The organism is Marinifilum caeruleilacunae (assembly GCF_013141825.1).
Lineage (GTDB): Bacteria > Bacteroidota > Bacteroidia > Bacteroidales > Marinifilaceae > Marinifilum > Marinifilum caeruleilacunae.
In genome coordinates, this window is sequence record NZ_RZNH01000006.1 from 85,299 (window position 1) to 99,972 (window position 14,674).

Sequence of the window (14,674 nt, forward strand, 5' to 3'; positions counted from 1 at the left end):
TGGAATAGAATTCAAGTCGAAACGACCTGAATCGATATTGTACACTCAAAATTCAAATAAAATAACAGTTATGAGATATTTAATTACGCTAGTATGTGCACTTGCTCTGTTTGCATGTGGTAATAAAAATCAGTTTACCCTCGAAGGAAACATCAAAGGAGTAGAAAAAGATAAAATTGTACTGGGAACTTTCCAGGGAAGAGAAATGGTGGGAATCGATACTGCCGAAGTGGTAAACGGAACATTCAGGTTCGAAAGAGAGAGCTTACCGACAGGGAGCTATGTTTTGCGCTTGCTGGAAAGTAAAGTAAGTCTTGGTGGCATTTTCGAAAATGGGAATTTGACTTTATCTGCTGATATAAAAAATGCCGAAAGAGGATATATCCCGGAGATCACATTGCAAGGAGGTAAGAATTACGATTTGGCCGATCGTTTCAATAACATGCAATATGAAATTTTGAAGCATGAGAAATATGCCAATGCAGCTGATATCGCAGCAAAAATAAAAAAGACCAAAGATCATGAAGAGTATGTTGCCTTAAAAGAAAAACTAAATGCCTTGGCACCTAAGCTGGAAGAGGAAGTAAAAGCTGCGCAGTTAAAATTGGTAAAGGAGAATGTAGATCAGTATTTTGTGACACAGGTGTTTTGGATTGTTCAACAAATTACAAGCCCCGAAGATGTGAAAGCGATTTATGCCCAATTGCCAGAGAGTTCGAAAAAATCGGAGCGTGTTGTCACTGTAATGGAGGACATTAAAGCCAAAGAAAGAATTCAGCCAGGAAAAACAGCGCCTAACTTTACTTTGAAAACACCCGAAGGAGAAGACTTAAGCCTTTCCGATTTAAAAGGGAAAATTGTTTTGGTAGATTTTTGGGCTTCATGGTGTAAGCCTTGTCGTGCCTCTTTTCCACACATGAAGGAATTGTATCAGAAATATCATGCCAAAGGATTTGAAGTTCTTGGTGTAACCAACGATACCAACCACAAAGCCTGGAAAAAAGCCATTAAAGATGATGGAATTCCATGGTTGAATGTGGCAGATGAATTTCCAATTCAGCACAGTCCGGCAAAAGTGATATCTGAATATGGTATGGATTATTTGCCATCTACTGTTTTAATTGACAGGGAAGGAATCATTATCGCCAAATTATTGCATGGTGATGAATTGGATCAAAAATTAGAAGAGTTATTCGGATTTTAAACAGCACAAGGCAATGAGAACAATAATCATACTACTATTAGCCACACTAATGATAAGCTGTGGTAAAACGCAAAAGCACGATGGCTATATCCTTACAGGAGAAATAGAAGGCATAGCCAATGGTAAAATTGTTTTGTCTTATTACGACAGGGTACAAAACAAAGCGCTTACATTCGAAACTGCCATTATAGAAGATGGGAAATTCGAATTGAAAGGTAAAATGGAGTATCCACAGGAGTTAAATGTTAGTATTACGCCAGGCGATGCAAACTTTTCTTTTTGGTTGGAAAACGATGCAATTTCGCTGAAAGCTGATATGAAAAACACTTCAAAAGATCGATGGGGAAGAATTAGCCTGCCTGTGCAGCTATCCGGTGGAAAAATTCAAAAAGAGTTTGAAGCTTATGAATATTTACTAAAGCCAATTCAAGAGGAACAAAAACCATATACCGAAGCATTCGATAAGGCAAATATGGCCTACATGAAAGGTATGAAAGCCAAATTACCTGAAGAGGAATTGCTCATTTTAAAAAATAAAGCCCAGGCAACTTATGATGCGATCAAGCCTTTCACATCGAGAATGAGTGCAGTAAATAGAAAATATATGGATGATCATCCCAATTCATTTGTAACGGCTAACATTTTAAAATGGTCCATGTCGCATATGAAACCAGCGGAAGCCCAGGCAAAATTTGAATTGTTTTCTGATCAGATCAAGAACAGTCCTTTGGGAAAGGAGATACAATCGGAAATCAAAAAAAGCCTCTCAGGTTCACCAGGCAATATGGCTGCAGGATTTCAAAAGATGGATATCAATAGCAAAGAGATCAGTTTGGAAGATTTCAAAGGACAATATGTTTTGCTCGATTTTTGGGCCTCATGGTGTAAGCCTTGCCGAGCCGGAAATCCGCATTTAATTGATTTGTATAATAAATATCATAAAAAAGGCATTGAATTTATTGGAATTGCTAGCGATGACAATAATGTTCCAGCCTGGCATAAAGCGGTCAAAAAAGATCAGATTGGCATTTGGAGACACATTTTAAGTGGTACAAAAGAGCAAGGAAATGATATTGGGAGTGCATATGCCATTCATACGCTTCCTACAAAAATACTGATCGATCCGGAAGGCAAAATCATTGGCCGCTATGGAGCTGATGGAGACACTGATGAGGCCATGGATAAAATGTTTCAGAATATATTTGGTGAGTAAAACAGATTTGTTTTATGATTTGGGTAGGAATGCTGGCAGTGGAAACTGCTGGCATTTTTTGTTTGGACGCAGATTTCTATGATCTTTTTGATTTTCGCAGATCGGTAACCCCAATGTTTTAATAGAATAAGTAAATTTTTTTCTGCTTTATACAGAAATTAAGCGCTTTTCGACTAAAGGATCCGATGTTTGTTTAACTATTGATTCGAATGATTCATAGATTTTATATCAAGCGAAAATACATTGAATCGAGTAAGCAAAGACCTGTTTAGGTTAATTAAGGTTAAAATTTCAATTTTCATTCACACATATCGTGTTTTGATATGTCCTAAGAGTATAAAAAGAAATTTATTAATGGTAATTACCACAAAATTTAACTCAAAATGAAAAAGTTATTAGGAGTAATGCTGGCTGTTTTTTTATGCAGCAATGTATTCGCACAGGGAATTGAATTCGAGCACGGAACTTTTGCCGAAGCTTTGGCTAAAGCAAAAAAAGAAAACAAAATGGTTTTCATGGATTGTTACACCACCTGGTGTGGCCCATGTAAAATGTTGGCCAAAAATATTTTCCCTCAGAAAGAGGTAGGCGACTATTTTAATGCTCACTTTGTGAATGTTAAAATGGATATGGAAAAAGGTGAAGGTATCGAACTTCAGAAAAAATATGGTGTGAAAGCTTATCCAACCCTTCTTTTTATGGATGCCAATGGCAAAGTTGTACATACCAAAGTTGGGGGAGCTGATGCTGCTGGTTTAATCGAAGAAGCAAAAATTGCCGGCGATCCTTCAAGACAAATTGGAGCGTTGGAGAAAAAATATGCCGAAGGAAATCGTGATCCTAAATTTGTTGCACAATATGTAAAGGCTTTATATGCAGCATACAAAAAAGAGGAAATGTTGCCTGTTGGAAAAGATTTTATTGCAAACTGTCCGAAAGAAAAATTGGTTAATGTAGATGCCTTTACAGTGATTGGCTATTCTGAAGCATTGGAATTTGGAAGTGAAGCCTACAAGTACATTATTGCCAACAAAGACAAATTTATTGCAGCCGAAGGAATTGGACAGCAGAATTATGATGCTGTTATCGGCGCTGTGGTAAACAAATATGTTTCTGGTGTTGCAACAACAGGAACGATGGATGAATTGAAAGCAGCCATTGAAACTGCCAAGAAAGATTTCACAACACCTCAGCAAAAAATGGCCGAAGATAACTGGTACTCTACTTACTATTTGGCACATAAAGAGTACGACACCTGGTTCGATAAGCAAATTTCTGCTGCTAAGGAAACTTTAAAGACCGATAAGAGAATGGGTTCGGGTATGTTGATTAATACTACATACCGTATTGCAATGGATCCTGCTTTCGCAAACTCAGGTCTATACAGCAAAGCAATTAGCGCAGTAGAAGAATACCTGAAGGAAGATAGCGAAATGGTAGCTGCATATTATTGTCTTGCAAGCTTGTACAAGAAATCGAATAAAAAGGAGAAAGCATTGGAGAACATCAATGCATTTATCTCAAAAAATGAAGAACAAGGTGGAAAAACCGACCAACGTGTTTTATCATTGAAAGAAGAAATCGAAAAAATGTAATCAGTACAGAATTTATTGATTATTTTTAAACACTTAATAAAGTAGTTTGGCAATTCGTAATAGGGAAGCCAAACTACTTTTCCCAATCAAAAAACAAACATAAACCGATCAAATGAAACTTAAAGTAAACCTACTAGTTGTCCTGGCAGCCATGCTGGGAATGTTTGCATGTAACAATGCAAAGCAAGAAACAAAATCAGAAATGGTTTTAACGGGTACCATTACAGGTGTTGCCGATGGTACGAAACTGGAGCTAGCGCACTATACTGCCAGTGGTATGCAAAAAGATACTGCCATTATCAAAGAAGGCAAGTTCGAAATTAAAGGAGACTACCCAAATCCAACCTTGTGCTACTTTGCAGTGGCCGAAACCAATACTTTTGCGCAAATCTATGTGGAAAATGTTCCAATTAGCATTGTTGCTGATGTAAAAGATTTTGCCAACATGAAAGTTACAGGAAGTAAAGAACATGATACTTATGTAATTTACATGAAGGAGAGTAATCTTATCCGCGAAAAATACAAGCATATTATGGCTGAACTTTACAAGCCAGGTGTAAGCAAAGAAAAAGCGGAAGAATTAATGAAGAAGTTAGAACCTCAGCAGAAAGAAATTGATGCTCTGAATGAGAAATTCATCAAGGAAAATCCGGCATCGGCTCATGCTGCCAGCCTTGTTGTTAGAGAACTTTCTGGTAAGAATTATAAGGAAGCTCAAAAAATGGTGGCTGCAATGGATCCTCAACTTCAAAAGAATGTTACCATTGTGAATACACTTGCCGATATGGCAAAAAAAGGTGAAAAAGATGTTAGCATTGATGAATTAATGGCCAATGTTAAGAATGTATCTTACCAGGTTGACAAGAAATTTAATGGAGAAGCATTAACAGATATCATTTACCTGGGAGCATTTAAAAACAATAACATTTGTGCTTTGAAGAAAGATGGTAGCATACAGGTGATCGATCCAAATGGTAAGGTTCTTAAGAATATGAAACCAGAACATAACGGACAGGCATCATCACTAGCAATTGATGCAGATAATAATATTTACCTGCTATGTGCCATTCAGGAAGAAGTTGAGAAGAAAGTTCGTGGTAGAAAAATTAAAAGAATGATGCCTAAATCGGTAGAGTGTGTTGTTCTTGACGAGAATGGAAAAGAAAAGGCAAAATATGAATTGAAAGATGTGATTACTGCAACTGGTGCAAGAATTATTGATAACAACCTTGTGATTGCTGACTACAGAGATGCTAAACTTGCCATGTTTAATAAGACTACTGGTGAAGCTGGTCCTGTAATGAATGATATGCGTCCATGTTGTGGTATTCTTGATTTCTCGGTGAATGCCAAGAAAGAAATTTTGGTTGCGAACCTTGGTGCTTTTCGTGTTCAAGGCTTCAACTTTTCAGGCGAAAGTATTTTGACTTTCGGTCAGAGAGGAAAAACACTTAACGATTTCCATGGATGTTGTAATCCTGTTTCAGTAGCTTCATTAAACAGTGGTGCTATCGTAACTGTTGAGAAGGATCCTACTCGTATTAAAGTATACAGTAGTGCTGGTGCAAAACAAATTGCTGGTATCGAAGAGTTGGTGAAAGGATGTTCGTACATTCCAATGATCTCTGATGCGAAGGACAACCTTTATTTGGCTTCTGCCGAAAAAGGAATTGTAAAGTGTGTATCAGTGAATTAAGATTGATAAGAAAACTTAAACGAAAGGGTCATTTTTTACAAATGGCTCTTTTTTTTTGCTTTTTTTTCACCCGATTCGCTCATTTAATTGTCTATATAATAGAAGCGAATAAAAGGGAGAAAGTCATGATTAATGTAGAATACAAATCGGATAAAGATATTTTGGATGTTGTGATGACAGGGAGGATACAATTCGCTCAGATGAAAGAATATTGTTTGAATCTTTTAAAAGACTTAACAACACCAAAACATATAAGGATATTGGAAGATGCAAGTCAGGCAGAACTGCTTTACGATATCGATGATGCTGAAAGATTAGGTACAATTCTGGAAGCGGAATTAGATCATAGGTTTATTGTGAGTCATGCATTAATTCGCCGAAATCCGCTCGATACGGCCTACGGTATCATTAGAATGAAAACCAATACAAACGATCGCTACCATTTAAAGGTATTTTCTACAGCCGAAAATGGAAGAGATTGGTTACTGAGAGAATAACTATTAACACCATTATAAATTACTTTTTTACGAAGTGAATGTTAGCGGGTATTTTTGTCAGATTTAATACTCGTGTCATAGTAATAAACCGGATCGTTTAACGATTCGGTTTTTTCTTTTAGTGAACCTTCCAACACCCAAAATTAACCGGGAAAGCAATTCATTACTGCGTTTAAAGGTTTTAAATAAGTAATTGAATTTTATTTAGATTCAATTTATTTAGAGACTTTGATTATTGTTTTTAATTGTGAAAATATGTTAATTACATATTTGGTGAAGTTATAATGAAATCAGTATGATTAGATGTTTTAAGTTTTGTTTTAAAAACTTGCATAAGGTTAAATTATTTATGAAGACAATTGAGTAGTATAACCAGTGAATCTACAATGCAAAATATATTTTTTAAACACATACTTTGTAATACTATGTATGATGTATATCTTTGTATTGAAAGATTTTTCAAAATCTTCTTTAATCTGAATGAAAAGCTATAGATAATAACAAAACTCATCATGAATAAGAATAGATCCAAAGAATATGATGTAATTATCATCGGAGGGGGAGCAACAGGTGCGGGGACAGCGCGGGATTGTGCGATGAGAGGATTAAGCGTATTGCTCGTAGAACGTCATGATTTTGCAACCGGAGCCACAGGTAGAAATCATGGACTATTACATAGTGGTGCCAGATATGCAGTAACCGATCATGAATCGGCAGCAGAGTGTATCGAAGAAAATATGATTTTGCGAAAGATTGCAAACCATTGCATTGAGGAGAACGATGGACTATTTCTGACACTACCAGAAGATGACATTGCATTTCAATCACAATTTGTGGATGCATGTAGCAGTGCGGGAATATCAACCGAGATTATCGATCCTAAACTGGCTCTTCAAATGGAGCCATCAGCAAATCCGGATCTAATTGGAGCGGTACGAGTACCTGATGGTTCAGTGGATCCATTTCGCCTGACCATGTCGAATGCATTGGATGCAAGATTACATGGAACGGATATTTTAACCCAACATGAGGTTACCGATATTTTGAAGGAACAGGATCGTGTGATAGGAGTGGAGCTATTCGATCATGGAAAAAAGGAAAAAGTAAATTACTACGGAAAAATTGTTTGTAATGCAGCTGGGATATGGGGACACCATATTGCCAATTTTGCAGGAGTAAATATCAATATGTTTCCGGCAAAAGGATCTCTATTAATATTCGGGCACCGCGTGAACAAAATGGTGTTGAACCGTTGTCGCAAACCGGCCAATGCAGACATTCTTGTTCCAGGCGATACCATTTGTCTGATTGGAACCACATCGGAACGTATTCCTATCGAAGAAATAGATAACATGTATGTTTCCAAAGATGACGTGGATGTGCTGATTAGAGAAGGGGTAAAGCTTTCTCCATCATTGGCAACAACCAGAATTCTTCGTGCCTATGCAGGGGTTCGCCCATTGGTGGCAGCCGACGATGATCCAAGTGGCAGAAGCATTAGTCGTGGTATTGTACTGATGGATCACAAAGAACGCGATGGTCTGGAAGGTTTTGTAACTATCACTGGTGGTAAACTAATGACTTATCGCCTAATGGCCGAGGAGGCAACCGATTTGATTTGCAAGAAATTATCGGTAGATAAAAAATGCGAAACTGCCAGCATTCCATTACCAGGATCGGAGAAAAGCGAAGAAACATTGAGTAATGCTGGAAATAAAATATATACAGGAGCAAGTATCACACAAAAATCGGCAAAAGACAGGCATGGATCTTTAGCGCATAAAATTGCCAATGGCGATAGTAACGAAGATTCGATGGTTTGTGAATGTGAAGGAGTTTCAATTGGTGAGGTAAAATATGCAATTAACGAATTGCATGTAAACAACCTGATTGATTTAAGAAGACGTACTCGTGTAGGAATGGGAACATGTCAGGGAGAACTGTGTGCCTGTCGAGCAGCCGGTTTACTTTGCGAATCGATGGAAGAAGCTGGAAAAGCAAAAGATGATTTGGCCAATTTCCTTCAGGAAAGATGGAAAGGGATGTCGCCAATCGCATGGGGAGAAACGATTAATGAGATTCAATTCACTTCGTGGATTTATGAGGGGATTTATGGTTTGAAACCAGAAAACAATTAAGCTAGGAGTATGAAATTCGATAACATTATAATAGGTGGTGGGTTAAGCGGACTCACCTGTGGAATCAAGTTGGCGGAGCAGGGAAAAAAATGTGCTATTGTTTCATCAGGTCAAAGTGCAATTCATTTCTTTTCTGGTTCGTTCGATTTGTTAGGTAAAGTCAACGGCGAGGAAGTTACTAATCCTCTTGAAAGTATGAAATTTTTACCTCAGCAGCATCCATATCAACGTGTTGGACTTGAAAATATTGAAAGATTAACCGACGAAGCCTTGCATTTGTTAATTCGTGCAGGTTTAAGTTTTACAGGTAAAGCCGATCGAAACCATTACACCCTAACGCCGATGGGCGTGATGAAACCAACTTGGTTAACATTGAATGATTTTACCAGCTTCGATCAAAAGGATTCATTCCCATGGAAGAAAGCAGTGATTTTAAACTTTAGCGGATTTTTAGATTTTCATACTCTTTTTATCAAAGATGGATTGAAGAAATTCGATATCAATGCGCAAATCAAAAATGTTTCGATGAAGCAGTTTGAGGCCATTCGTAAAAATCCGAGCGAGATGCGTTCTACCAATATTGCGAAAGAATTCGACAAAGGAAATGCCATTGAAGAATTTGCACAGAAAGCGAATTTATTAAGCGAAGGTTTTGATGTGGTGATTCTTCCTGCCGTATTCGGATTGTTCAATAAATCGGTAGCCGATCAGCTAAAGGAAAAAATTAACAAGCCAGTTCTTTTATTGCCAGCCATACCTCCTTCGGTTCCTGGCATTAGATCTCAAATCACTTTGCGCGAAAGATTTCAGGAACTGGGAGGAACCTATCTTTTGGGCGATAATGTAGAAGAAGGAATATTTGAAGATGGACGATTATTGGAAATCAGAACCAATAATCATGGAGATATAAAATTTGAAGCCGACCAGTTTATTCTGGCTAGCGGAAGCTTCTATAGCAAAGGAATTGTAGCAACTCACGATAAATTGTACGAACCAATATTCGGATTGGATATTGATGGAGACAATAATCGCGAAGAGTGGTTTGATGAGAAGTTCTTTAACGATCAAGCCTTTATGCGTTATGGCGTAAAAACGGATGAGAATTTTAGAGCCTTGATGAATGGTGAACCTGTTCAAAATTTATTTGTTGCAGGTTCTGTATTGGGAGGAGCAAATCCTCTGAAAGAAGGAAGTGGAGCAGGGATAAGTTTACTTACATCGCTTCATGCTGCTGAACAAATTTTAAAATAACAGGACAATGAAAAAGGAAATTTTTAAACCATATAACGTAAGCGATAATAACTTTGAACAGTGTGTCAAATGTACTATCTGTACGGTTTATTGTCCGGTGTTGGAAGTAAATCCCGATTATCCGGGACCAAAACAGTCGGGTCCCGACGGTGAACGAATGCGTTTAAAGGATCCCGAGTTTTACGATGAGGCTTTAAAGCTATGCTTAAACTGTAAACGTTGCGAGGTAGCTTGTCCATCGGGAGTGAAGATTGGAGATATCATTCAGTCGGCTAGGATTAAGTACAGCAAAAGCAAGCCAAAACTTCGCGATATGATTCTTGCCAATACCGATATTGTTGGTACAATGGCAAGTACGTTTGCGCCGATTGTGAATACTGCCGTAGCACTAAAGCCTGTTCGCAAGGTGATGGATAGTGTTTTAAAGATCGACCATCACCGTATGTTCCCGAAGTATACTGGTTTGCGATTTGAAACCTGGTATCGCAGGTATGCCGAAAAGAAACAGAAAGAATTCAAGAAGCATGTAAGCTATTTTCATGGCTGTTATGTGAATTATAACTTTCCGCAGTTGGGTAAGGATTTAATCAAGATCATGAATGCCGCAGGTTATGGTGTTCATCTTCTCGAAAAAGAAAAGTGTTGTGGTGTGGCGCTGATATCCAATGGTTTAATTAAGCAAGCTACCAAGCAGGCAAAACACAATGTTGAAGCATTCAAGAAATCCATTGTAGATAAAAACATGCCTGTGATTTCCACATCATCAACCTGTATTTTTACCATTCGCGATGAGTATCCTCATTTGTTGGGTGTAAAAAATGAAGAAATCAGGGATGAAAGTGAATTGGCAACAAGGTTCCTGTTCCGTTTAATTGATGAAGGAAAGTTGAAGCTTGCTTTTAAAAAGAACTACAAAAAGCGCATTGCATATCATACGCCTTGTCATATGGAAAAGCTGGGTTGGTCGATTTATTCAACAACTTTACTTCGTATGATTCCAGGATTGGAATTTGTAAATCTTGAATCGCAATGTTGCGGAATTGCAGGAACTTACGGATTTAAAAAAGAAAACTACGAAACCTCACAGGAAGTTGGTAAACCACTGTTCGAACAAATCGAAAAATCAAAAGTTGATTTCGTAGCAACAGATTGTGAAACATGCAAATGGCAGATCGAAATGTCGACATCAAATAAAGTTCAACATCCTGTTTCAATTCTTGCAGAAGCAATTGATGTTGAGGCCACAATGAAACTTTGGCAAGAATAAATAAGAGAAGAAAGCTAATGGTGTAATTTTATAAAACATTTTATTTTTAAGTTAGGGTGATGCCGTGATTATTGGATTTTTGTGATCCATTAATTGCGGCATTTTTTTTGCATATAAACCATCTTTTAAACTTTATACTGTTATATCGGTTTTTTAAGGTGTGAAAATAGGAGATTCCCTACTTGTGAAATTCAAAGTGGTAATCTATTTTTACCGCCCAATATAGCAAACAACGTAACCTTAAAATAAAACTAAACAAAGAATTAAAATGAGTGCAGAACAAGTGAGTACGGGAAAAAAAGGGTTCTCAAGAGCCTTTTGGGTGGCAAACTCTGTTGAGCTTCTTGAAAGAGCAGCCTACTATGGAGTTTTCATTGTAATTACCATATATTTATCCAGAATTCTTGGATTTACCGATATCGAAGCTGCAATGATTTCTGGTCTGTTTTCGGCTGGATTGTACCTTCTACCAACATTTAGTGGTGCTTTAGCCGATAAAATGGGATTTAGAAAAGCCTTACTTTTGGCTTTTACATTATTGAGTATCGGTTATGCGGGTCTGGCAGTTTTACCAACCATGCTCGAAGCAGCCGGATTGGTTGAATATACCGAAGTAACCAAATTTACCGGCCTGGAAAAAACAGGATGGAAATGGATGATTATTCCTATTGTAATCGTGATTATGATTGGAGGATCATTCATTAAATCGGTAATTACCGGAACAGTTGCCAAAGAGACAACAGAATCGACTCGAGCAAAGGGATTCTCGATCTTTTACATGATGGTGAATATTGGTTCTTTCTCGGGAAAAACCATTGTGAAACCTTTACGTGAAGCCATGGGGAACGAAGGTTTGGTAAACCTTAACTTTTTCTCTGCAGCGATGACATTAGCCGCAGTTTTTGCTGTGTTCTTCTTCTTTAAAACTTCAAAAACAGAAGGCGAAGGAAAATCATTAAACGAGATTTGGCAGGCATTAACGCGCGTAATTGCAAATGGTCGTTTAGTCGCATTAATCCTAATCGTTACCGGATTTTGGATGGTACAACACCAGTTGTATGCAACCATGCCAAAATATGTATTGCGTATGGCAGGTGAAGGAGCTTCTCCTTCGTGGTATGCCAACGTAAACCCATTAATTGTTGTTCTATCGGTAGGATTAATCACCCAGCTGATGGCCAAACGTACGGCACTTTTGTCTATGACCATCGGTATGTTCATTATGCCGGTTTCAGCCTTGTGTATGGCAGCAGGTAACTTACTACATGTAGAATCCATTGATTTGGGATTGTTCAGCATGCACCCGGTAGCATTCATGATGATTGTGGGGATTGTTTTCCAGGGATTGGCAGAATCATTCATTTCACCTCGCTTCCTTGAGTATTTCTCATTACAGGCTCCGAAAGGTGAAGAAGGTTTGTATTTAGGGTTCAGTCATTTGCATTCATTCGTATCTTCTATCTTAGGTTTCGGATTATCGGGTGTGCTGTTAACCAAATACTGTCCTGATCCAACCTTGTACGAATCAAGAGCAGAATGGGAAGTGGCTTCGGCAAATGCACATTACATTTGGTACTATTTTGTTGCCATTGCAGCAGTATCGGCAATTGCATTAATTATCTACGGAAGAATTACCAAGAAGCTAGATGCTCAAAAAGCATAAAGCTAAACCAGAATAGATTTTTAAACCGTCTCATTACGAGGCGGTTTTTTTTTGCTAAAAAATGTTTTTGTCACGAGTTTTATGCCTTTGGAAGATTAGATTTTGTTCGCTGATTTCAGAAAATTATCAGCAGGCGCTCATGCAACAAATTTTCACTTTATCAGATTTTTTGCATCTTTGACAAACCTAAATGAACCACCTAAGAAACCTAAACCATTGAAAACTCATCCCCAAAATATTGATTTTCTGATCCGTAGATTATCGGTCGAATCTGATGAAAGAGCCTTGGATGAGCTCTTTCATATTTACTACGACAGATTACTAACAGCATCTTTTGTATTGGTAAAGAGTAAAGACCTGGCAGAAGAAGTTGTTGCGGATGTATTCTATCGTCTGTGGCAAAATCGGGAGAAACTACCAGAGGTTAAAAACCTTGACAACTACCTGTTTATTAGCATTCGAAATCAATCTCTGAACTACATCAATCGTGAACAACGACATGGAAAAGACTCTATTGATGATGTGGTATCGAACCAATTAAGCGAGGAAAATACGGCCGAAGATTTTATTGTTGCCAAAGAGCTCCAGGATAAAATTACCCAGAGTATTGAAAGTTTACCACCAAAATGTAGGGAAGTTTTTTTGCTCATTCGCTTCGAAGGAAAGAAATACAAAGAGGTAGCCGAACTGCTCAAAGTGTCTGTAAATACAGTAGATACACAAATGGGAATTGCCATCAAAAAATTGGGCGAAATGTTGGGATATAAGGGAAAATCGAAAAAAAAGTAATTTTTTTCATTTTCTTTTAGTGGAAGATTAAAATAATCCTGTCTTTAAATTGAACTACAAGAATACAATGACGGAAATGACTAAAATAAATCAATTGATAGCAAAGCATTTTGCTGGAGATATTTCTAATGAAGAAATGAGTCAACTAAAGGAATGGCTTGATTCTTCGGAAGATAATAGATTGCTATTTAATGATTTAAAGCAAAGTTGGGAGAGTTTCAACTTGCCTGCTTCATCAGAAGATAAATTTCGTGTTTTGAGCAAGGTGAAAGCGAGAATTAAAACTGATGAAATTAAAGAAGATAAAGTAGTTAGACCTCTTTTTAATAAAGTGTGGTATAAATATGCTGCTTCTCTTATCGTAATCGTTTCTGTTTCAATTTTGGCTTGGTATCAGCTTAATGAACCATTTTCTGTTTTAAATACTTTAGGCTACGAAGTAAATCAGTGTGAAGCCGGCACCCACGAAAAACTAATCTTATCCGACGGAAGTCAGGTTTTTATGAATGGAGATAGTCGCATCAAATATAAAATGAATGCAGAAGGAAGCGAACGAATTGTATATCTGGAAGGAGAAGCCTTTTTCGATGTTGCAAGAGATGAAAAAAAGCCATTTATTATTGGTTTAGATGATGCAGAAGTAAAAGTACTGGGAACTTCTTTTAATATCAAAGCTTATCCTGGAGATCATTCGGTGGAAACATCGGTTGTAACCGGTAAGGTAGCATTTAATCACATGCATGGTTTTCTTAAAAAGAATAAGGAAAGTATGTTTTTGGTCCCAGGTCAAAAAGGGGTAATTAACCATAGTAGCGATTCTTTCGATCAATTAAGCGTAAACAATGAATTGGATATTGCCTGGATGCAAAAGAAGCTCAACTTTAAGAATACCCCGCTTTTAGAAATCACAAAACAATTATATAGAATGTATGGTGTGAAGTTTAAACTTACTGATGGCAGTCTGGAAGATTTAAAAATCACAGCCAGTTTTGAAAATGAGAAATTGGAAGAAGTCATGAAAATTCTTGAGATGATGAGTGAGTTCTCATATAAACAAGAGAATAACCTGCTAACAATAGGAAAGAAAGGTGAATTCTAACAAAGGGGAGGAATCCTGAATAATATTCAAAAAAAATACCAAAGAATGGCAGCTCTTCGGTATTTTAACTAACATGTAGTAAATTTACTTGTCAAGTAAAAAACTAATTGAAACAAACGCAATTGCTTCAACTAGGATTATGTACGACAAAATTAGGAAAAAATATCGATTCAATGCAAACAAAAATTCAATTGTTTGTAATTCATCTGCAGCAAAAAGTGGATGCAAATTGTATATGTGGATATTTTTTAAACTGTTCCTG

The 14,674-nt window shown here is 37.3% G+C and carries 11 protein-coding genes; all 11 read left to right on the forward strand.

Going from position 1 to position 14,674, the window contains the following annotated elements; all coding sequences use genetic code 11:
* Positions 1-70 precede the first annotated feature (70 nt).
* The 11 genes from ELS83_RS05740 to ELS83_RS05790 all read left to right on the forward strand — a co-directional run bounded on the left by ELS83_RS05740 (position 71) and on the right by ELS83_RS05790 (position 14,412).
* Positions 71-1,204, forward strand: coding sequence for a TlpA disulfide reductase family protein (locus ELS83_RS05740; RefSeq protein ID WP_171594578.1), 1,134 nt, complete (start codon positions 71-73; stop codon positions 1,202-1,204).
* A 13-nt stretch (positions 1,205-1,217) separates the two neighbouring features.
* Positions 1,218-2,417 (forward strand): TlpA disulfide reductase family protein, encoded by a 1,200-nt coding sequence (locus tag ELS83_RS05745; protein ID WP_171594579.1) that lies wholly within the window; start codon positions 1,218-1,220, stop codon positions 2,415-2,417.
* A gap of 383 nt (positions 2,418-2,800) precedes the next feature.
* A complete protein-coding gene (locus ELS83_RS05750; RefSeq protein WP_171594580.1) occupies positions 2,801-4,012 on the forward strand; it encodes a thioredoxin fold domain-containing protein in 1,212 nt (403 codons plus the stop codon).
* A gap of 112 nt (positions 4,013-4,124) precedes the next feature.
* On the forward strand, positions 4,125-5,708 hold the full coding sequence (locus ELS83_RS05755; protein WP_171594581.1) for a DUF4369 domain-containing protein: 1,584 nt from the start codon (positions 4,125-4,127) through the stop codon (positions 5,706-5,708).
* A 125-nt stretch (positions 5,709-5,833) separates the two neighbouring features.
* Entirely contained in the window at positions 5,834-6,205 is a 372-nt protein-coding gene (locus ELS83_RS05760) for a hypothetical protein (RefSeq protein WP_171594582.1), read from the forward strand.
* Positions 6,206-6,717: 512 nt separating this feature from the next.
* On the forward strand, positions 6,718-8,343 hold the full coding sequence (glpA, locus tag ELS83_RS05765; protein WP_171594583.1) for an anaerobic glycerol-3-phosphate dehydrogenase subunit A: 1,626 nt from the start codon (positions 6,718-6,720) through the stop codon (positions 8,341-8,343).
* A gap of 9 nt (positions 8,344-8,352) precedes the next feature.
* Positions 8,353-9,594, forward strand: coding sequence for a glycerol-3-phosphate dehydrogenase subunit GlpB (gene glpB / locus ELS83_RS05770; protein ID WP_171594584.1), 1,242 nt, complete (start codon positions 8,353-8,355; stop codon positions 9,592-9,594).
* 7 nt (positions 9,595-9,601) lie between these two features.
* Complete coding sequence (gene glpC / locus ELS83_RS05775) at positions 9,602-10,861, forward strand: anaerobic glycerol-3-phosphate dehydrogenase subunit GlpC (protein WP_171594585.1); 1,260 nt, start codon at positions 9,602-9,604, stop codon at positions 10,859-10,861.
* A gap of 268 nt (positions 10,862-11,129) precedes the next feature.
* Positions 11,130-12,524 (forward strand): MFS transporter, encoded by a 1,395-nt coding sequence (locus tag ELS83_RS05780; protein WP_171594586.1) that lies wholly within the window; start codon positions 11,130-11,132, stop codon positions 12,522-12,524.
* A gap of 177 nt (positions 12,525-12,701) precedes the next feature.
* Entirely contained in the window at positions 12,702-13,313 is a 612-nt protein-coding gene (locus tag ELS83_RS05785) for an RNA polymerase sigma-70 factor (RefSeq protein ID WP_171594587.1), read from the forward strand.
* Positions 13,314-13,389: 76 nt separating this feature from the next.
* On the forward strand, positions 13,390-14,412 hold the full coding sequence (locus ELS83_RS05790; RefSeq protein ID WP_171594588.1) for a FecR family protein: 1,023 nt from the start codon (positions 13,390-13,392) through the stop codon (positions 14,410-14,412).
* Positions 14,413-14,674 lie beyond the last annotated feature (262 nt).

What these genes read in the sequence shown, in the direction of transcription:
- ELS83_RS05740 (WP_171594578.1), top strand. Translation starts at nt 71, where the DNA reads ATGAGATATTTAATTACGCTAGTATGTGCACTTGCTCTGTTTGCATGT.
- ELS83_RS05745 (WP_171594579.1), top strand. Translation starts at nt 1,218, where the DNA reads ATGAGAACAATAATCATACTACTATTAGCCACACTAATGATAAGCTGT.
- ELS83_RS05750 (WP_171594580.1), top strand. Translation starts at nt 2,801, where the DNA reads ATGAAAAAGTTATTAGGAGTAATGCTGGCTGTTTTTTTATGCAGCAAT.
- ELS83_RS05755 (WP_171594581.1), top strand. Translation starts at nt 4,125, where the DNA reads ATGAAACTTAAAGTAAACCTACTAGTTGTCCTGGCAGCCATGCTGGGA.
- ELS83_RS05760 (WP_171594582.1), top strand. Translation starts at nt 5,834, where the DNA reads ATGATTAATGTAGAATACAAATCGGATAAAGATATTTTGGATGTTGTG.
- glpA (WP_171594583.1), top strand. Translation starts at nt 6,718, where the DNA reads ATGAATAAGAATAGATCCAAAGAATATGATGTAATTATCATCGGAGGG.
- glpB (WP_171594584.1), top strand. Translation starts at nt 8,353, where the DNA reads ATGAAATTCGATAACATTATAATAGGTGGTGGGTTAAGCGGACTCACC.
- glpC (WP_171594585.1), top strand. Translation starts at nt 9,602, where the DNA reads ATGAAAAAGGAAATTTTTAAACCATATAACGTAAGCGATAATAACTTT.
- ELS83_RS05780 (WP_171594586.1), top strand. Translation starts at nt 11,130, where the DNA reads ATGAGTGCAGAACAAGTGAGTACGGGAAAAAAAGGGTTCTCAAGAGCC.
- ELS83_RS05790 (WP_171594588.1), top strand. Translation starts at nt 13,390, where the DNA reads ATGACTAAAATAAATCAATTGATAGCAAAGCATTTTGCTGGAGATATT.